This window comes from Brevundimonas nasdae (assembly GCF_019395145.1).
Lineage (GTDB): Bacteria > Pseudomonadota > Alphaproteobacteria > Caulobacterales > Caulobacteraceae > Brevundimonas > Brevundimonas nasdae.
This window is the reverse complement of sequence record NZ_CP080034.1, coordinates 3,392,923-3,412,741: the sequence shown is the minus strand read 5'-3', so window position 1 is coordinate 3,412,741 and position 19,819 is coordinate 3,392,923. Positions and strand designations below refer to the sequence as shown.

Below are 19,819 nucleotides of genomic sequence, written 5' to 3'. Positions count from 1 at the left end.
GCGAATGCCCCATAGAAACGGGTCAATTGCGGAAGGTCAAAGCGTTTCAACGCCCAGAGATCAGAGCCTCAATGCGTTCCCGAAGGATATTCTCGTCCAGCCCGTCTATGGAAATCATCTTCAGCCGCGATTGGCCGCCGCGCTTCACACTGACCGCAGACCGGCTGACGCCCAGCGCCTTGGCCAGGAACCGGGTCACCGCCTCGTTGGCCTCGCCATCCACCGGCCGGGCGCGCACGCGGACCTTCAGGACAGGCCGTCCCTCGGCGTCGGCTTCCCAGCCGTCAATGCGGTCGACGGAGGCGCCGGGCTGGAGCTTCAGGGCAAGGTCGGCGATGGGACAGGCTCGCGCGGAGAGGTGGGAAATCGCCGCCAAACCTAGACAATAAGTCTCGGCCGGGGAACGGCTGTGCGTCTGACGCGTCATCCCATGATCGGGGCCGATGACCGGCCGCCCATGAGGACGCACCCATGTCGATGACCGTCGCCGACCTGATCGCCCAGACCCTGACCAATGCGGGGGTGAAACGCATCTGGGGCGTGACCGGCGACAGTCTGAACGGCCTGAACGACAGTCTGCGACGGCTGGACACCATCGAATGGATGCATGTCCGCCATGAAGAAACCGCCGCCTTCGCCGCCGGGGCCGAGGCCGCCATCACTGGGGAGCTGGCCGTCTGCGCAGGCAGCTGCGGGCCGGGCAATCTGCACCTGATCAACGGCCTGTTCGACTGCCACCGCAACCGCACGCCGGTTCTGGCGATCGCGGCCCATATCCCCTCATCCGAGATCGGTCTGGGCTATTTTCAGGAGACCCATCCGCAGGAGCTGTTCCGCGAGTGCAGCGACTTCTGCGAACTGGTCACCAACCCGGCGCAGATCACCGGCGTCCTGGCCCGCGCCCTGAACACCGCCGTCGGCAAGGGCGGTGTGGCGGTGATCGTCATTCCCGGCGACGTGGCCCTGGCCAAGGCGCCGGACGGGGCCAGCACGGAATGGCACGCGCCGGGCCGCCCCCGCATCAGCCCCGCCGAGACCGATCTGGACCGCGCCGCCGAACTGCTGAACGGGGCCAACAAGGTGACCATTCTGGCGGGCAGCGGCTGTGCGGGGGCGCACGACGCGGTCGTGGCGCTGGCCGAGGCGTTGCAGGCGCCAGTCGTCCACGCCCTGCGCGGCAAGGAGCATGTCGAATGGGACAATCCCTACAGCGTCGGCATGACCGGCCTGATCGGTTTCTCGTCCGGCTATCACGCCATGCTGGCCTGTGACGCCCTGGTCATGCTGGGGACCGACTTCCCCTATCGCAACTTCTACCCGACGGGCGCCAAGATCATCCAGATCGACCACGACCCGACGGCGCTGGGCAAGCGGGCGACGCTGGCGCAGGGGATTGTCGGCGATGTCAGCGAGACGGTGTCGGCCCTGCTGCCGCGTCTGAAGCACGAGCGTTCGTCACGGTTCCTGGAGTCAGCGCAGAAACACTATGTCGGGGCGCGCAAGGGTCTGGACGATCTGGCCCGCCCCTCCCCGCCCGGAAAGCCGATCCATCCGCAATATGTCGCCGAGGTCGTCAGCCGCCTGGCCGAGGACGACGCCATCTTCACCGCCGACGTCGGCACGCCCACCGTCTGGGCCGCGCGCTATCTGGAGATGAACGGCCGGCGTCGCCTGATCGGGTCGTTCAACCACGGCTCCATGGCCAATGCGATGCTGCAGGCCATGGGCGCGCAGGCGGCGGCGCCGGACCGTCAGGTCGTGTCCCTGTCGGGCGACGGCGGCTTCACCATGATGATGGGCGACTTCATCAGCCTGACGCAGTTGAAGCTGCCGGTGAAGATCATCGTCTTCAACAACGGCTCGCTGGGCTTTGTCGCCATGGAGATGAAGGCAGCGGGCTTCCTGGACACCGGCACCGACCTGAGAAACCCCAACTTCGCCGCCATGGCCGCCGCCATGGGCGTGACCGCCTTCCGTGTCGAGGATTCTGGCGATCTGGAGGAGGCCGTCGCCGCCGCCCTCGCCCACCCCGGTCCGGCCCTGGTCGATGTGATCACCGCCCAGCAGGAACTGGTCATCCCGCCCAAGATCAAGCTGGAGCAGGCCAAGGGGTTCGGCCTCTATATGCTGAAGGCCGTGATGAACGGGCGCGGCGACGAGGTTCTGGCCCTGGCCAAGACCAACCTCTAGCAGCGCCGGTCCGGCAGGGGATCAGACCTCGGTCAGATCGCCCTGCGGCGTCACGCTGTAGCGTTTCACGACCCGCGTCTGATACGGCTTGGCCATGATGGTCGAGACCGCGCACAGTTCGGCGACCGCGCGCTCAGGCGTCAGGGTCAGCAGGATGTAGCCCTTTGACGTCTGGTCGCAGAAGACCACCTCGGGGTTGGCTGACGACAGGGCCAGACCGATGGGCAGGCCGCCGACGTGGTCGCCCACTGACGGGCTGGAGATGGACGAGGTTCCGAACTCCACCGCCCGGCGCTGACCGGCGTTGTCATACAGTTCATTGGTCCAAAAGGCGTGGCTGTCGCCCGACAGGACGATGGGCTGGACGCCTGTGGCCTTGAAGGTCTCATACAGACGCTCGCGGCCCGCCGGATAGCCGTCCCAGCCGTCCAGATTGAACGGCAGGCCCAGTTTGAACAACTGGATCGCCGCCTCGATCTCGGGTCGGGTTTCCGGCGGCAGGGTCGCCACAAGCTGGGCCACCTGCTCGGGCGGCATCATCTGGTCGATGTTCGGCCCCTTGACCCGGGCCATGACCACCTGATTGCCCAGCACCTGCCACGGACGGCCCGCCGCGTGCGAGCGCTGGATGGTGTCGCCGATCCAGCGGCGCTGCACCTCGCCCAGCATGTCGCGCGACGGATTATTGCGCGTGACCTCAAAGGCCGCCACGTCGGGCGAGCCGTCCGCGTTTCGCGGCAGATCGGCGTAGGTCAGCTGCTTGTTGCGCGCCAGAAGCCGTGTCTCGACCATGATCAGGCTGGCCAAATCGCCGAAATGGAAGGCGCGGTTGATCGCCTCCTGCATCCCGCCCGCCTTGGGCTCGCGGATCGGCATCCATTCGTAATAGGCCCGAAGCGCCGCGGCCTTGCGCACGGCGAAATCGCCCTCGGTTTCCGGCTGGTGGTTCTCCGCGCCCAGAATCCAGGTGTCGTTCGCCACCTCGTGATCGTCCCAGACGCAGATGAAGGCGGCCCGCGCATGGGCGGCCTGCAGGTCTGGATCGGTCTTGTACTGGGCGTGGCGCGCCCGGTAGTCGGCCAGAGTGACGATCTCGTGCGCAGGCTCGGGAATGCGGTTCAGCCGCGCCCCGTGGTCCATGCCGTAGTCGCCCGCCCCCGCGCCATATTCGTAGATGTAGTCGCCCAGATGCACGACCGCATCCACCCGCGGCTGCCTGGCGATGGCGTCATAGGCGTTGAACAGGCCGCCCGGATAAAGCTGGCACGAAACCACCGCCAGAACGACGTCGGGTGTCTGGTTCTCGGGCAGGGTCCGGACCCGTCCGACCGGCGACGTCACACCGTTTGCGGTGAAGCGGTAGAAATACTCCGAGCCCGGACGAAGCGCCGCATCATCCAGTTCGTGCTTGACCGTAAAGTCGCGCTCAGCCCCGGCCTTCAGGGTCGAAACCCGGCGCACCAGGTCGTTAAAGGCCGCATCGCGCGCGATCTCCAGCGTGACAGCGATATCGCCGCCCGCACCCGTTTCAGGCGTCACCCGCGTCCAGAAGACAGCCGAATGCGGCCCCGGATCGCCGCTGGCTACCCCATGCAGAAAGGCGACCTGTCCGGTGTTGGCGGCCTTTGCGGCGGCGGGCGTTGCGGCGCCCGCGCCGAGCAGGCCCAGAAGACTGCGGCGATCCAGGTTCATCGGTTTTCTCAGAGCTTCAGCTTGAACACGAGGCCGTAGGAGGCAGGCCGTCCGGCAATGAAGGTCGGCATCCCCAGCGCATCGCCGGTGTTGCCCGCATCCTTGATGTATTTCTCATCCAGGATGTTCTCGCCGAAGGCCTCCACGCCCCAGTTCTGCGACGCCGGGGCATAGCGGATGCGCAGGTTCAGCAGGCCATAGGCGTCCTGGTATTCGTCCTGGATCAGGTCAGGGACGAAGTGGCCCTTCTGCAGTGCCGGGATGTCGTTGTCGTCGTCGAAGAAGACCTTGGACTGCCAGGTGTAGGTGGGCTGAACCTCGATCGCGCCGCCCGCGACCGGCAGACGCCAGATGGCCCCGAACGAGGCCGCATGGTCAGGCGACAGACGGAAGTGGTTGCCCTTGTACAGGCCATTCTCGAACCGCGAATGGTTGAAGGCGTAGGTGGCGAACAGATCCAGGCTCGACGAGACGGTGAAGTTGGCCTGTCCCTCGAAGCCATAGGACTTGGCCTCGCCCGCATTGGTGGTGACGAACAGGGTGCCCTGCTGCACCGTCGTCTGGAAGTTTTCGTAGTTGTACAGGAAGACAGCGCCGTCCACGCGCAGGCGGCGGTCCAGCAGGGCGGCCTTGGCGCCGATCTCATAGCTGTCGACCGTCTCGGCGGCGACCGGGGTGAAGCGGGCGGCGCCGCCCGGCGCGGCGGGACCAGAGGCGCTGATCACCTCCGGGCGGCGGCCGCGCGCATAGTTGGCGTAGATGTTGGCGTCGTCGGACAGGGCGTAGCGCGCCGTCAGACGCCAGGTCACGCCGTCATCCTTGGAGTCGAAATAGGAGAAGTCGCCATTGTTCGTCGTCGGCTGGGCCGTCAGGCCAAACAGCGGGAACAGATTGGCGGGAATGTTCAGATAGGCTGGATTGGCCATGGTCGTCAGGAAGGCCTGCATTTGGCTGGCAGGGATCGCTCCCGACTGAAGCGCCAGCAACGCCCCCAGAACCGAACGGCTTTGAACCGAACTGGCGAAGCCCGTTGTCTTGTCATCGCGGGTGTAGCGAACCCCGCCCGAGACCTCCAACCGGTCGGTCAGGGCATAGGTGACATCGGCGAAGACATCGTAGGATGTCAGGTCCGAGTTGTTGATCGGCGTCTCGATATGCGTCGCCTTCAGGTTGGCGGCGATGGGAGCGGCGAAGGCCCCCGCGCCCAGCGGGCTGAGCAGTCCGCCCAGAGCCAGGCCCGCCAGCGTCGGATAGCTGGCCATCGGCAGGGTCTTGTCGCCGACCGTGGTCGGCGATCCGTCCAGCAGTCCGGCCAGTTGCACCAGGGCCAGACGTTCGTCGAACTGGGTCGGGGTGCGCTGATAGCCCTCTTCATGGAACCAGCCCGCGCCGACGAAGCCGCTGAGACGCCCGCCGTTGTTGTAGCTCAGGCGCAGATCCTGGCTCCACTGTTCGCCATAGGTGTCCTCGGCGGCGGTCAGGATGGGCAGGGAGACGCCGTCCGCGTCAAAGGTCTCATAGTTCTTGAACTGGCGGTAGGCCGTGGTCGAGTTCAGACGCAGGGAGGAATTCAGATCGATGCGGGCCAGACCCGTCACGCCCCAGACCTCGCGGGTCAGGCCCAGCGACTTGCCGCCGTCAAAGGCCGCGCCCGGCGTCAGGGCCGCGCCGTCCCACGGATCCTTGCCGCCCAGCACCGCGCCGGTGTTCGGGTCGGCGGGGAAATAGGCGATGGACTTGAACGGCGTGCCGGACGCCTTGTCCGTCTGATAGTTGGCGATCACGTCGAACCGCGTCCGCTCATTCGGCGCCCATGCGCCGGACAGGCGGAAGGCCTTGGTCTCGATGGAGTTGTAATCGTCGCCGCCCAGCAGGTTCTCGACAAAGCCGTCGCGCGTCTTCAGGCGCGTGGACAGACGCAGGCCCGCCGTCTCGCCGACCGGCAGGTTCACCGCCCCCTCGACCATGCGATAGCCTTCGTTGCCGACCTCGGCCTGGGCATAGGCTTCGGTGCGGCCGATGCGGGCGCGATTCTGGACCAGATTCACCGCGCCGATCAGGGCGCCGCGTCCGTACAGGGTCGACTGCGGCCCCTTGGCCACCTCGATCCGCTCCATATCGAACAGTTCGACATAAGAGCCGCGTGACTTGGAGATCGACACCCCGTCCTGGAAGACGGACACGCGCGGCTCAGCCGTCGCGGAGCCGCTGTCCGAAGTGATGCCGCGCATCACAAAGCCCGGATTGTTCGGCGACTGGTTCTGCACCAGGAAGCCGGGCACAAAGGCCGACAGCTGATCGAACTCCTGAACGCCCAGGTCCTGCAGGAACTGGCCGGAATAGGCGGTCAGGGCGAAGGGGACGTCGATGGTCTTCTGTTCGCGCAACTGAGCCGTGACGACGATGTCGTCGACGGTGGAAGGCGTCGTCTGTTCGTCCGCCCAGGCGATGGTTCCCCCGGCGCTGGCGCCGACCAGGGTCGCGGCGGCCAGCAGCCGCGCCTTCAGTGAAATGGTCATGATCGAATCCCCTGGATTGGCAATGTCAGGGGACTGACTAGCCGTAGGCCATGTCGCGGCGGCGACGGTTCGGCATAGGCTTCAAGACGACCGCGAGACATGACGGCGACGCTTGATCCGGGTTCGGCGCTTCGGCGCAAGTCCGAAATCATCCGGCGTTCAAAAAACTCCGGTTTCCGGCTCTAGCCGATAACCGACGCCCCGGACATTACGCAGCAGGCCCGCCGCGCCGGAAGTCTCCAGCTTGCGGCGCAGATGGCTGACATGGCTGTCGATGGTGCGTTCCAGCACGTCCTGATTGGGAAAACAGGCCTGCATGATGTCGGCGCGGCTGAAGACCCGCAGCGGCGTCCGCGCCATATGGGCCAGGATGCGGAACTCGGTCAGGGTCAGGTCCAGCCGCCGACGCCCTTCGTGCAGGATGACGGCGGCCAGATAGTTCTCAAGCTGCACTTCCAGCGGCCCGACGCGCAGCACCTTGGCCTTCTGTGCGCCCAGGGTCCGGCGCAGGATGGCGTGCGCGCGAGCCGCCGCCTCCACCGGCCTCAGCGGCTGGATCAGATAGTCGTCCGCGCCGATCCGCAGGGCCTGAAGACGCCCCGCCTCACGCCCTTGCGGCGCCAGCATGATGACGGGGGTTTCGCCGCGCCGCCGCACCTCGCCCAGCACGTCCCAGCCGTCACGGACGGGCAGGTCCACGCCCAGGAAGATCAAGTCCGGCTTCAGCGAATCCTGAAGGTCCAGCGCCGCCTGACCATCGAACGCCAGAGCGGTGCGAAAGCCTTCGCGGCGCAGGCCGACGTCCAGCCCGTCGGCGGTTTCGGCGTCACTTTCGGCGATCAGAACCAGCGGCGTCATGCCGCGCCTCTGCACCGCCCGGATCGCGACGGTCCAGCAAAAGCGGAATCATCGCGTAAAATTCACGCCAGTTTCACATTCGAAAACGCCTGAACCCTCCCCGCCCGATCAGGGGCGAGGAGGGCCAAAACGCTAAGTCTTGGTCAGTTTTAGTACTTGGCCGTCAGCTGGATGCCGAAGGTGCGCGGCGTGTTGAAGTTGCCGTAGTCCCCCAGCGTGGCCCGGTTCGACGGATCACGACGATAGACATAGGTTTCGTCCAGCAGATTGCGCGACCACACAGCCACTTCCAGCAGCGGACCACCGGGGTTGGTCTGGATGTCGGCGATGGCGATGCGGCCGTTCACGACGAACGACTGGTCGTTCTTGATTTCGAACTGTTCGAAGCTGTGGCTGGCGTCGGCGTAGTTGGCGTCGATGTGGGCCTTCAGGGTCGCGCCCATGAAGGGCGATTCCCAGTCGGCGGCGACGCTGGCTGCGTTCTCGGGCGTATAGGCGATGAACACCTTCTGCAGCTTGCCGTCGAACGGGTTGACCGTGTCCGGGATCTTGGCGTCCGTATAGGCGTAGGAGGCCGACAGGGTCAGGTTGTCGGTCGCGCGGAACTGACCTTCCAGCTCCAGACCACGGATCTTGGTCGTGCCGGGGGCGTTGACCGTCTCCAGCGTGTTGCGGGTGCCGGTGATCAGGCTGAAGTCGATCTGGCTGTCGGTGCGGTCCATCGCATAGATGGCGGCGTTCAGGCGGACGCGGCGATCGAACAGGTCGCTCTTCAGACCCAGTTCGTAAGCCTTGACCTCTTCCGGATCGAACGAACGATAGGTCAGCGAGCGCGAGGAGGCGCCGCCGGCGCGGTAGCCGGTCGAATATTTGCCGTACACGTTGACGGTGTTGGTCAGATCATAGGCCACGGTGACCAGCGGGTCGAAACGGTCGACCGAGCTCTTGAAGTGCAGTTCGCCCGTGACGCCGTTCACGACCGGCAGGGCGTTGTTGACCAGCTCCAGCGTGCCGTCTTTTTCATCCCAGGTGTAGCGGCCGCCGACCGTCAGGTGCAGGTCGCTCAGGTTCGCGGGGGTCCAGGTCGCCTGACCATAGACGGCCTTGGATTCCGAGTGGGCGGTGGACTTGCGGTCCATCGAGCGGAAGCCGCGAATGGTCGGGGTTGGGTCCAGGATGGTGTAGCCCGTGCCGTCCGCATTCCACTGGTTCGTCGAGGGCGTGGAGGCGTCGTCCGAGACGGTCTCCTTGAAGTAGAATACGCCGCCGACGTAGTCGATGCTGTCGCCCAGCGAACCGACCGCCTGAATTTCCTGGCTGAACTGGTGCTGCCAGAAACCGGCCAGCGAGTAACGCGAGAACTTGCCGTTCGGCGTGCCCAGCGGCGGACGGTGGGCGCCGGCGATGTTGTCGTACTGTTCAACGTCCAGATCGCGATAGGCGGTGATCGAACGGATTTCCAGCGCGTCGGTCGGGCGGTACGACAGATGCAGGTCGATGCCGCGCGTGTCGTCGACGCTCCACTGCTGCGGCACGCCGATGTCAGCCTGGGTCATGCGCTTGGAGCCCTCGACCTGCACCAACGGCGACAAACCACGGATGTTGCCTTCAGCGACGGTCGAAGAACGACCGGAGACGACTGGCGACGTGAACGGCACCACATTCAGGCCGTTCGGGTTGAAGTTCAGCAGTTGCGAATAGAAGGGGGTGTTCTTGTCCTTGCCGATGTCGGCGGCCAGGGTGGCCGAGAAGTTGTCGGTCGGGGTCCAGCGGGTCTGGAAACGCAGGCCGCGACGGTCGTACTGGCCAAAGCCGGTCTCACCCGGAAGGATGTTCTTGGTGACCGGACCCTGCACCTGGATCACGCCGTCGACCTTGAAGGCGAAGTCGCCCAGGGCCGGGAAATCGACGTGCATTTCCGTGTTGTAGGAGTCCAGGTTGCCGACGCCGGCGGTGGCGCGCATGCCGAACTCGCCGGTGGGCTTGCGCGTGACCAGCGACAGGGCGCCGCCTTCGGTGTTGCGGCCGAACAGGGTGCCTTGCGGCCCCTTCAGAACCTCGATGCGCTCGATGTCGAGCAGGGCCGAGCCCAGGCCGTGCTGGCGGGCCAGATAGACGCCGTCGACATAGACGCCGACGCCCTGTTCGCGAGCGGGCTGGTTGGCGTCGTTCGGCACGATGCCGCGAATGCCGATGGTCAAGGCCGACTGACGGGCTTCGAAGGTGGCGACGCGCAGGGACGGAACGGCACCGTCGGCCAGATCCATCAGGCTCTGGACGTGACGGTTCTCCAGCGCCTCGGAGCCAAGCACCGAAATCGAGATCGGCGTCTCCTGCAGATTGGTCTCACGCTTGGTCGCGGTCACGATGATGTCGGCCAGGCCGGACTGTTGATCGACCGGCGCCGGTGCGGGCGCGGTTTCGGCGAAGGCGGCGACGGGCGTCGCCAGTAGTGCGCTGCCCAGCAGAAGCTGGAGGCGAAGTTTATTGCGACGTTGCATCATTGTTCCCCTGCGATGTCAGCGTCGGGGATTAGGACGTCTGTGCAATAGTCAGTTCACAGACGTGTAACGACCAGATGCATTATTCGTGTCGTGACATCAGCGCAGTCGCCAAACGACCTAATTCAAATCTCCTGACAATCTCCACAATTCAGCAGGCAGGCCTGAACCGATGCGACGGCGTCGCCTTCAGGCTGCGAACAGTCGCAGCGCCTGCTCGTGCAGGCCCTGGTTGGCGGAGATCAGCACGGGGCCGCCCGCCTCAGCCCGTTCGCCGTCTAGCCGCGTCACCACCCCGCCCGCCTGTTCGATGATCGGGATCAGGGCGACGATGTCATACGGCTGAAGCGACGGCTCTATGGCCAGGTCGATCTGGCCTGCCGCCACCATGACCATGGCGTAGCATTCGCCGCCGTATCGCGTCATGCGCGTGGCGGTTTTCAGACGGGCGAAGCCGTCCAGCAGATGGTCGGGCCACCCCTCTGGCGAGGTGGTGTGCAGGACGGCCCCGGCCAGATCGTCGACCGCGCGCGTGCGGATGGGATGGCGCGCGCCGCCGCGCCGGGTCCAGGCCCCGTCCGGCCCGCCCCAGAAGCGTTCGCCGGTGAAGGGCTGGCTCATCAGGCCGTGGGTCGCCACGCCTTCCTCAGTCAGGCCGATCAGCGTGCCCCAGACCGGAATGCCGCACAGGAAGGGGCGCGTGCCGTCGATGGGGTCGATCACCCACTGGAACCGGCTGTCGCCCGCCAGACCGAATTCCTCCCCCAGAACGCTGTGGTCCGGATAGGTCGCCGTCAGGATTTCACGGATGGCCAGTTCGGCGTCGCGGTCCGCATCCGTCACCGGGTCGAAGGAGAAGCCCGGTTTGACCTTGGTGTCGACCTCCAGCGCCTGCCGGAACCGGGTCGAGGTGATGGCGTCGGCGGCGTCCGCCAGACGGTGCAGAAACTCGATATCGACAGGCGTGGTCATGGTTGAACCTTTGGCTTGGTGGAGCCCCGCTCGATCAGGGTGAAGGGCAGGACGGCGTCGGTCGCGGCGGGGGCTTCGTCGCGATTGCGGAAAGCGGTCTTCAGCGCCTCCATCGCCTGCCCGGCCATTTCGGCCAGGGGCTGTCTTATGGTGGTCAAGGTCGGCCAGACGCGGGTGGCCAGAAGCGTATCGTCAAAGCCGCAGACGGCCAGATCATCGGGCAGCCTTAGGCCGCGCCGGTTTGCCGCCCACAGGACCCCCGCCGCCATTTCGTCATTCGCCGCGACGATGGCGGTCGGCGGATGTTCGAGGTCCAGCAGTTGATCGGCGCAAGCGATGCCGGATGCGAAGCCGAAGTCGCCCTGCGCCTCCAGTTCATCCGGCGGCGTCAGGCCGCGTGCGATCAGGGCGGCGCGATGCCCGTCCCGGCGCGCGATGCTGTCGGAATGGTTCAACGGGCCGACGACGACGCCGATCCTTTCATGCCCCTGATCCAGCAACAGGGTCGTCACGGCCTGCGCCGCGCCCACATTATCGATCCGCGCCGTCGCCATGCCCTCGATCGGACTGGCGGTGACCAGACCGGCCAGCGGCACGCCCAGTTCCGTCATCGCCCCGACGTCCAGCATCTCGGCATAGGGCGGCACCAGAATGATCGCCTCGGCTCCGCTCGACACCAGTTCCTGCGCCAGATCGCGCACCCTCTCGGGCTTGCGGGTCAGGAGCGGACGAAACAGAAGCTGCAGGCCGCGCGACGCGGCCTCGGTGGCGATGGCGGCCGTCAGCGTGGTCTGAAAGGCGCTTTCGCCCGAATTATAGATGACCCCGACACGCGACAGACCGGCCCCCGCCAGACGACTGGCCGACAGATTGGGCACATAACCCAGGGAGGCGGCGGCTTCTCGGACCCGCATTCGGGTGTCGTCGCTGGCCCGGCCGCCGCCGTTCAGGACGTTGGACACGGTCATGATCGAGACCCGCGACACGCGCGCCACGTCCGCCAGCGTCACCTGGGCTCGCCGTGTCCGGGTCATGCGCCGACATCCATGGGCCTAGCCTCTGTTGGCCGTGATCGTGCGGGCCAGAACTGGCACCAGGACCATCAGGCCTGCAAGTCCCCAGAAGGCGGCGGGCAGGCCGACCAGCTTGGCCACGGCGCCGACGCCCGCTGGTCCCATCAGAATGCCCGCATAGCCGGTGGTCGTGATGGCGGCGACGGCCAGGCCCGACGGCATCGCCTTCTGTGCGCCCGCCAGACAACAGCACCGGCACGATGTTGGATGCGCCCAGGCCGATCAGGACGAAGCCGGCGATGGCGATGACAGGCTCCTTCACCAGCAGCAGCACGGCGAACCCGGCCAGGGCCGCCAGACCGCCCCAGAACAGGGTGCGGAAATCCCCGATGCGCGCCGTCACGCCGTCGCCGACCAGTCGCCCGGTCGTCATGGCCAGGGAGAAGACAATATAGCCGACGCCGCCCTGCGACAGCGGAACCAGTCCCGCATCGGTTAGCAGCAGGGCGCTCCAGTCCAGGATCGCGCCTTCGGTCAGGAAGGTCACGGCGGCCAGCAGGGCCAGCACCAGAACAATGCCGCGCGGGAAGGCGAACAGGGGCGCGCCCTCATCGGCCTGGGTCGCGATCAGGCGGGGCCAGGCCAGCAGGATCGCCACGCCGACCACTATCGCGCTGACCACCGCACAGACCACCGGCGCCAGACCCAGCGACAGCATGGCCGTCACGCTGGCGGCGCCGCCGAATCCGCCGATGCTGAACAGGGCGTGGAAGCCGGACATCAACGGCCGCGGCGACGCCTTTTCGACCTCCACCGCGTGAATATTCATCGCCACGTCCAGCGACCCCAGGCCCGCGCCAAAGACGAACAGGGCCACCCCCAGTGTGATCGGAGACGGGGCAAAGGCCAGGAAGGGCATGGCCGCGGCCATGATCAGTCCGCTGACGATGATGATGGGGCGACTGCCGTGCTTGGCGCTGAGGACGCCGGTCAGAGCCATGGCCAGAACAGAGCCGACGCCCAGGCACAGCAGCAGCAGACCCAGCGCCCCTTCGTCGATGGCCAGACGCGTCTTGGCGAACGGCACCAGAGGCGCCCAGCTGGCGAGGCCGAAGCCCGCAGCCAGAAAAGCCAGTCTCGTCGCCAGCCGCGCCTGTTTTCCGTCCATGACCGTCATCAGAAGTCCAAAAAAGAGGCCGGTCACGTGTCACAGAGATCTGCGTGACCGGCCCGCAAGTGAACAGCGAGGGAAGCTGTCAAAAGCCGCAGTCATTGATTTAACGCTAAACCACAAGCGGTAAACCCGCACGATTTTTGCTATTTCGTCCAACCGCCGAAATCTGGACCGCCGCCTGCGGATCACGGAACGGCCCGATGACCGAACACGACACCGCCGGTCGAAGTCACACGCCTGTAACGCAACCGTAGTTCAGGCGTCTCACCTCGCCCCTAGACGCGCTCCGACTGAAGGGGAAATCGCGTCATGTTGTCACACACTGGATATTCGCGCCTGGCCTGCCTGCTGGCGGGCACGGCCTTCGCCGCGCTGGCCGGAACGGCGTCCGCCGCAGACCTGTCGACCGCTGCGACCGTCGCGGCCGTAAACGAACAGGGCGCAAACGAGCCTTCTTATGAGGTCGGCGAAATCGTCGTGGTCGGCAAGGGCCAGACACGCTCGGTCTCGACCCTGCTGCCCGCCAATCTCGAAACCCTGCCGCCGGGAACCAGCGTCCAAAAGGCGCTGAACTTCCTGCCGGGCGTCAGCGCCCAGTCGATCGACGCCCTGGGCGTCAACGAACAGTCCCTGACGCTGCAGGTGCGCGGCTTCAACACCACCCACCTGGGCTATGCGCTGGACGGCGTGCCGCTGGGCGACGGCGCCTATAACAACTACAACGGCCTGACCATCAGCCGCGCCCTGATCTCGGAGAACCTGGGCCGGGCCGATCTGGCCACCGGCATCGCGGGCCTGAGCATTCCGTCGACCAGCAATCTGGGCGGCGCGTTGATCTATAGCTCCAGCGACCCGCGCAAGACCTGGGGCGTGCGCGGCAGCCAGACCTTCGGCAGCGAAGACACCAAGCGCACCTTCCTGCGCCTGGACAGCGGCGAGCACCACGGCTTCTCGGCCTATGTCTCGGGCCAGTACAGCGAGCAGGACCTGTTCGTGAATCAGGACGCCTGGAACCAGTCGACCGGCAAGCAACTGAACGCCAAAGCCAAATACGAGTTTGAACGCGGCACAATCACCGCCTTCGCCGACATCTCGCGCACCAATCAGGCGGATGACGCCTATCTGTCCAAGGACATGCAGAGCCGTCTGGGCTGGGACTGGGCCGGTTACGCCCCCAACTGGCAGGCCTTCCTCGACCGCGCCTATTGCTCGGTCACCGGCCCGACCGCGCCCGCAAAATGCGTGCCCGCGACCGCGCCGGAGAAGAACTCCGACGTCACCTTCACCAACGGCCAGATCCTGCGCAACGACGAGCTTTATTACGTCGCGGGCGACTATCGGATCACCGACAGCCTCAGCGTTCGCGGTCAGGTCTACAAGCACACCGACAAGGGCGCCGGTAACAACTGGATCGTCGGCTGGTCCATCAATCCGACGGGCAATCTGCCGGTCCAGATCCGCGACACCCGCTACACCATCGACCGCGAGGGCGTTCTGGGCAGCGCGACCTGGGCCATCGGCGCCCACCGTCTGCAGGCCGGGTTCTGGCTGGAGGACAACACCTCCAGCGCCGCCCGCTACATCTGGACCAATGTCACCGAGCCGTTCAGCCTGGCGCGCTTCCTTAAGGGCCAGCCGAACAACGCCCAGTGGGTTCAGCAGACCACGTGGACGACGCGCCAGTTCTACGTTCAGGACGAGGTCAAGCTGCTGAACGAGGCCCTGACCATCGATTTCGGCTTCAAAAGCACCTATTCGAAGTCAGAAGCCGAGGCCCAGCGCGGCATCGCGGTCAATGCGCCGCCCGCCTCCAGCCAGTTCGCCTCGGGCGCCCTGACGGCCAAGGACGACTTCCTGCCCGAGATCGGCGTCCACTGGCAGATCACGCCCGAGCATGAGTTGTTCGCCAGCTACGCCGAAAACATGGCCATGTATCAGGGCGGCTTCAAGCTTGGCCCGCAGTCCGTGTCACAGGCCGTCTGGGACGCCCAGGGGCACACCCTGAAGCCGGAAACCTCCAACAGCTTCGACGGCGGCTATCGCTACATCAGCGGCCCGTTGCAGATCGCCCTGTCGGCCTATCGCGTCTACTTCAACGACCGCCTGCTGCAGTATAACCCCTGCCCGACCAACCAGCAGCAGAACCCCGGCTGCGGCAACTCCTTCCATAATGCCGGCGGGGTCACCAGCACGGGCGTCGAACTGGGCGTGTTGTGGAAGCCCGTCCCGTGGGCGACCTGGTACAACTCGGCCTCGCTGAACAAGACCACCTATGACGACGATCTGAACTGGTGCACCGCCACCTGCATGGTCAAGGAAACCGAGGGCAAGCAGCAGGTCGACACGCCCAAGGAGTTGTTCGCCAGCGTCCTGACCCTGCAACGCGGCGGCTTCTCGGCCTCGCTGATGGGCAAGTACACTGGCCGCCGGTACTACACCTACACCAACGACCAAAGCTTCGGGGGCTACACCACCTTCGACCTGGGCCTCAGCTATGATCTGGGCAATGTCGGGGTGAACGGCGCCAAGCTGGCGGTCAATGTCACCAACCTGACCGGCAAACGCTATGCCTCGAACTTCGACAGCAGCGTGTTCGCTCCGGATGACGCGGCGGGCAGCATCGTGGTCTTCCACGCCTCGGCGCCGCGTCAGGTCTTCGCCACGATCAGCTTTGATTTCTAAGCCGCGCTGATCGTGTTTTTCGCCTCTCCCTTCGCGTCCCAGCGGGGGAGAGGCGATTTCAATTCTGCAAGGGAAACGGACTGATGAAAATGCTCCGCTGGCTTCAGATCGCCGCCGCGACCGCCGCCGTCGCCCTGTCGGTAGGCATCGCGAACGCCGACGCCCAGGACTTCACCATCGCCGTCGTCCCCGACACCCAGAACTATTCCGACGTCACCCTGCCCCAACCGCGCGGCGAGGCGACCTTCATCCAGCAGATGCAGTATCTGGCCGATCAAAAGGACCAGAAGAACATCGCCTTCGTCAGCTTCGTCGGCGACCTGATCCAGCACGGCGACGGCCAGTTCCGCATCGCGCCCAAGGACGGCGCCCCCGGCCCGCACACGGTCATGGACACGCGCGGCGAATGGGACATCGCCAACCGCGCCGTGTCGATCCTGGGTCGATCGGGCGTGCCCTTCGGCATGGTCCCCGGCAACCACGACTATGACAACTATTCTTGGTGGAGCGAGGACGGCGGGCCGGGCGCCTCGCGTCCCTTGTCGGGCGGTCGGGCGTGGAACCTGTATTTCGGCCCCGCCTCGCGCCATTTCGCGGGCAAGGCCTGGTACGGCGGAGCCTCGGACAACGGGCTGAATTCGTTCCAGACCTTCCAGGGCGATGGAAGGACCTTCCTGCACCTGTCGCTGGAGATGGACCCGCCGGTGTCGGCCCTGAACTGGGCGCAGACCGTGCTGGACGCCCATCCCGGCCTGCCCGTCATCGTCACGACCCATGAATGGCTGGCGCCCAGCAAGACTGGCGAGACCAAACGTGGCGACAGCACCGCCAACCTGTTCGCCGGAACCGACCACCTGTCGCCCGATCAGGTCTGGGACCGGTTCATCCGCAAGAACCCGATGATCTTCATGGTGTTGAGCGGCCACGCCTATCTGCCCGCCGTCGACGGCGTGTCTCTGGGCGAAAACCTGCGTATCGACACGAACGACGCCGGTCATCCCGTTTATCAGGTGCTGCAGGACTATCAGGCCAACACCGTCGGCCCCGACGGTCAGGCCGGATCAGCCAATGGCGGCGGCGGCTGGCTGCGTTTCATCACCTTCGACACGGCCCGCCGGAAGATGCATTTCCACACCTATTCCCCGCTGCTGGACCGCTACGCAGGCCAAGACGAGGAAGCCACCTTCGGCGTCCCCGCCCATTATTCCGACTTCGAACTGGATTTTCCGCCCCAGCTTGTGGAGGGCCAGCGGACGTCAGGCCGCTGAAATCGGCGCCAGCCCATCCATGATGGCGGTCAGCGCCAGGACCGTCTGGCCTTCCATGGCGCTGTGCCCGGCATTGGTTTTCACATAGGTGGCGGGTTCGGCGCCTGCGTCTTTCAACGCCTCCACCAGACGCGAAGCCTGGGTCAGCGGACAGACCAGATCAAAACGGCCGTGGACAATGTGGATCGGCAGGGCGGCGATCCTGTCGATGTTGCGCACAATATAGTCCGGCTCAAGGAACAGGTTGTTGGCGAAGAAATGCGCCTCGATCTGCGCGAAGCACAGGGCGAAGTCCGCCTCGCCGTATTTGCCGTCGTCGGCAGGCTCCGGGATCATGTTGGAGATGGCGCCTTCCCAGACCGACCAGGCGACGGCGGCCTGAAGCTGGCGTTCACGCTCCGCCTCGTTCGCCGGGACCATGTCGAAGATGGCCTTGTAGGCCGCCATCATGTCCCCACGATCCTGCGGCGCGATGACCTCCACGAACGCCTTCCACTGGTCGGGATAGGAGACATAGCTGCCCGGATGCGTCAGGGCGTAGGGATCGCGCGCATAGTCGGCGGCGTTGCCCTGATACATGAACGCCAAGTCTTCCGGCATGCCCAGGAAGATGCCGCGCAGGATCAGCGAGGCGACCTTGTCCGGGTGGCGGATGGCGTAAACCAGCGCCAGGGTGCTGCCCCAGCTACCGCCGAAGACGTGCATCCTGCCGGTGATGTCCAAGGCGTCACGCAGGGCGTTGATGTCGTCGACCAGATAGTCGGTCGTGTTGCGCGTCAGGGCGACCTGCGGCCCGTGCGAGGCCACCGTCGGCTGGCTTTTCCCGCAGCCGCGCTGATCGAACAGGATGACGCGATAGCGTTTCGGATCAAAGAACCGCGCCATCACCGGCGCACACGCCCCGCCCGGCCCGCCGTGCAGGAACATGACCGGCTCGCCCTGCGGATCGCCGTATTCCTCCCAGTACAGACTATGGTCCGGGGCCGTATCGACCTGAAGCCATCCCGTGCGGTTTGGCGCCGCCTGAGGATAGGCCCACTCGGTCGTGACCTTGCTGTGAGACTGCAGTTTCGAGAAATCCATGACGGCCTCCGCTCGCACCATAGAGGCGCTTCGAACTCTGTGATGAAGGATCAAGCACCCTAAATCGCAAGCGCCTGATCCGATCGAACGGATAGGAATATTATTTCCGCGCCTTTCCGTCTTTCATCGCCATTCTGTTGATGGCGGTCAGGCAGGAAAATGCCAGAGTTACGCGGTCAAGCAGCCAGGACGGTTAAAGGCCCGCGAAATCAACGGCTTTGGCGAACAGCTCGCCCCGGCTTTTCACGTCCAGTTTGCGGTAGGCGTGTTTGATATGGGTGCGCAGGGTTTCCATGGAGATGTCCTGCTTCTGGGCGATGCGTCCGGTTTCGAGCCCGGCCAGCATCATCGTCACGATCCGCGTTTCACAGGGCGTCAGATGGTGCATGTGCAGCATGGCTTCATAAGAAACCGGGTCCGCCATCCTGTGGGCGGCCAAGCCGATGCTGGCGTCGTCGCCGGGGATCAATTGTTGCGCCCAGAGCAGCCATTGCCGCCCTGCATCCATCGCCGTGATGGCGTAAAGCGCCGAGTCGTGGGACGCCTGCTGCAACAGGTCTTTGAGAACCAGAGTTACCGAGGCGCTGCTTGCTATCAAGGTGTCGTCAACAACCTTCAACCCACCCTCATCTTGAAGCATTCGGTATGCTGCGTCATTGACCCACTGGACTCGCCCGGAACGTGAAATCAGCATTCGCGCCCTTGGGTCTGTATTGACCCAGGCTGTTATCGCACGCGAACAGGATGGGGCCATGCCGAGATCGTCCTCAAAAACAAACATTGCCTGTTCTGGTTCAATCTTGTGTCCGCCTCCAACCAAGCCAAGACAACCGTTAACCCCCACGATCATTGTTCTCGCCTTATTATTTACCTCGCCATCAATTGCGCCCCGCGTCTTCGACATGGGGTTCATTACGACAGCCGTTTGTCGATAAAGTAACCCATAACATCCGAATTAACATACCCGAGTTAGGGGAGGCGTTTTCAACCTTCACTATTACGCTGATCAAGCCCCTGACGGATCATCAAAAAACCAGCATTTTCATAACGAAACCATATTCGCCTGCCCTGTACGCGGACTAATGGCGAAGGTTGAAAGTCAAACATCACTAGCAATATTGGTTACTCTTCTTGGCGATGCGTCGCCCCCTCCAGCGCTCAATAGATGCCGCCGCCGCAAAACTTGTGGCCCCCAGCCGGTCATTCGGCGGGGTTGTTTAAAAAGCTGGAGGAAGAAATGCGTACCTATCTCGTAGCGGCGGCAGCCACCGTCGCAGCCTTGCTGGTCATGCCGGCGGTCTCAAGCGCTCAAACCAACGTCACTGTGTCGACGAGCGTGACAAACTTCTGCGGCATCGGCCTGGCCAATGTCGCTGGCGGCAATGTCGCGGTCGCCAATGGCGCCCGTCAGAAAGTCACCACCCTGCGGATGTCCTGCAACTCGGCGACCGGCGCCAAGCTGACGTCCAGCGCCCAGAACGGCGACTTCAAGTCACCGGCCGGCGTGCTGATCAACTACGACTGGGATCTGTCGGTGCCGGAAATCGCCAGCCTGGGCTTTGCTCCGGTCGACACATGGCCCGGCAGCCCGGCCATTGTCACCAACTCGGGCGGCTATAGCCAGAAACTGGCGGACGGCATCTACGCCGATCTGTTCCTGAACCTTTGCTACAACGTCCCCGGCGGCAACGGCGTGGGCGGCAGCCAAGGCGACAACACCAACCCAGGCTCGTCGGGTTGCGCCGCATCTCCCTCCGGCCCAGGCGCAGCGTCCGCGCCCGCCGGCACCTATACGGAAGTCTTCACCTTCTCGCTCGACCCCGCTTGATCGAACGGAACGGGGAGCCGCCTTCGGTCGGCTCCCCGT

13 protein-coding genes and 1 pseudogene are annotated in these 19,819 nt (G+C 65.0%); 4 read left to right on the top strand and 10 right to left on the bottom strand.

From position 1 onward, the window contains the following. Positions 1-46 precede the first annotated feature (46 nt). Positions 47-427 (bottom strand): DUF167 family protein, encoded by a 381-nt coding sequence (locus tag KWG56_RS16610; protein ID WP_219352993.1) that lies wholly within the window; start codon positions 425-427, stop codon positions 47-49. A 44-nt stretch (positions 428-471) separates the two neighbouring features. Here KWG56_RS16610 and poxB point away from each other — a divergent pair, with 44 nt between their 5' ends. Then, a complete protein-coding gene (gene poxB / locus KWG56_RS16605; protein ID WP_219352992.1) occupies positions 472-2,190 on the top strand; it encodes a ubiquinone-dependent pyruvate dehydrogenase in 1,719 nt (572 codons plus the stop codon). A gap of 21 nt (positions 2,191-2,211) precedes the next feature. Here poxB and KWG56_RS16600 read toward each other — a convergent pair whose 3' ends face one another. The 7 genes and pseudogenes from KWG56_RS16600 to KWG56_RS16570 all read right to left on the bottom strand — a co-directional run. Then, positions 2,212-3,882, bottom strand: a complete 1,671-nt coding sequence (locus KWG56_RS16600; RefSeq protein ID WP_219352991.1) for an alkaline phosphatase D family protein — start codon at positions 3,880-3,882, stop codon at positions 2,212-2,214. Positions 3,883-3,890: 8 nt separating this feature from the next. Further along, positions 3,891-6,401 (bottom strand): TonB-dependent receptor, encoded by a 2,511-nt coding sequence (locus KWG56_RS16595; protein WP_219352990.1) that lies wholly within the window; start codon positions 6,399-6,401, stop codon positions 3,891-3,893. A 159-nt stretch (positions 6,402-6,560) separates the two neighbouring features. Further along, positions 6,561-7,259, bottom strand: coding sequence for a winged helix-turn-helix domain-containing protein (locus KWG56_RS16590; protein ID WP_219352989.1), 699 nt, complete (start codon positions 7,257-7,259; stop codon positions 6,561-6,563). 149 nt (positions 7,260-7,408) lie between these two features. Beyond that, positions 7,409-9,760: a TonB-dependent receptor gene (locus KWG56_RS16585; RefSeq protein ID WP_219352988.1), complete on the bottom strand. Its 2,352-nt coding sequence runs from the start codon at positions 9,758-9,760 to the stop codon at positions 7,409-7,411. A 189-nt stretch (positions 9,761-9,949) separates the two neighbouring features. Further along, complete coding sequence (gene hisN / locus KWG56_RS16580; protein ID WP_219352987.1) at positions 9,950-10,732, bottom strand: histidinol-phosphatase; 783 nt, start codon at positions 10,730-10,732, stop codon at positions 9,950-9,952. Then, a complete protein-coding gene (locus KWG56_RS16575) occupies positions 10,729-11,646 on the bottom strand; it encodes a LacI family DNA-binding transcriptional regulator (RefSeq protein WP_219355414.1) in 918 nt (305 codons plus the stop codon). Before KWG56_RS16575 ends, hisN begins: the two co-directional genes overlap by 4 nt. 358 nt (positions 11,647-12,004) lie before the next feature. Next, positions 12,005-12,913: pseudogene (locus tag KWG56_RS16570) on the bottom strand (MFS transporter); the annotation flags it as partial. Between the two features lie 315 nt (positions 12,914-13,228). Here KWG56_RS16570 and KWG56_RS16565 point away from each other — a divergent pair. Continuing rightward, entirely contained in the window at positions 13,229-15,601 is a 2,373-nt protein-coding gene (locus KWG56_RS16565) for a TonB-dependent receptor (RefSeq protein ID WP_219352985.1), read from the top strand. Positions 15,602-15,684: 83 nt separating this feature from the next. After that, positions 15,685-16,869 carry a metallophosphoesterase gene (locus KWG56_RS16560; RefSeq protein ID WP_244999551.1) on the top strand — a complete coding sequence of 395 codons (1,185 nt, stop codon included), beginning with the start codon at positions 15,685-15,687 and terminating at the stop codon, positions 16,867-16,869. On the opposite strand, the gene pip is transcribed toward KWG56_RS16560, so the two are convergent. Together pip and KWG56_RS16550 are read right to left on the bottom strand one after the other, a co-directional pair. Then, on the bottom strand, positions 16,858-17,952 hold the full coding sequence (gene pip, locus KWG56_RS16555) for a prolyl aminopeptidase (RefSeq protein WP_219352984.1): 1,095 nt from the start codon (positions 17,950-17,952) through the stop codon (positions 16,858-16,860). The two genes, KWG56_RS16560 and pip, sit on opposite strands and share 12 nt — an antisense overlap. Before the next feature lie 193 nt (positions 17,953-18,145). Beyond that, positions 18,146-18,865: a helix-turn-helix transcriptional regulator gene (locus tag KWG56_RS16550; RefSeq protein ID WP_219352983.1), complete on the bottom strand. Its 720-nt coding sequence runs from the start codon at positions 18,863-18,865 to the stop codon at positions 18,146-18,148. A gap of 324 nt (positions 18,866-19,189) precedes the next feature. Between KWG56_RS16550 and KWG56_RS16545 the strand changes: the two genes are divergently transcribed. Further along, positions 19,190-19,780, top strand: a complete 591-nt coding sequence (locus tag KWG56_RS16545) for a hypothetical protein (RefSeq protein ID WP_219352982.1) — start codon at positions 19,190-19,192, stop codon at positions 19,778-19,780. Positions 19,781-19,819 lie beyond the last annotated feature (39 nt).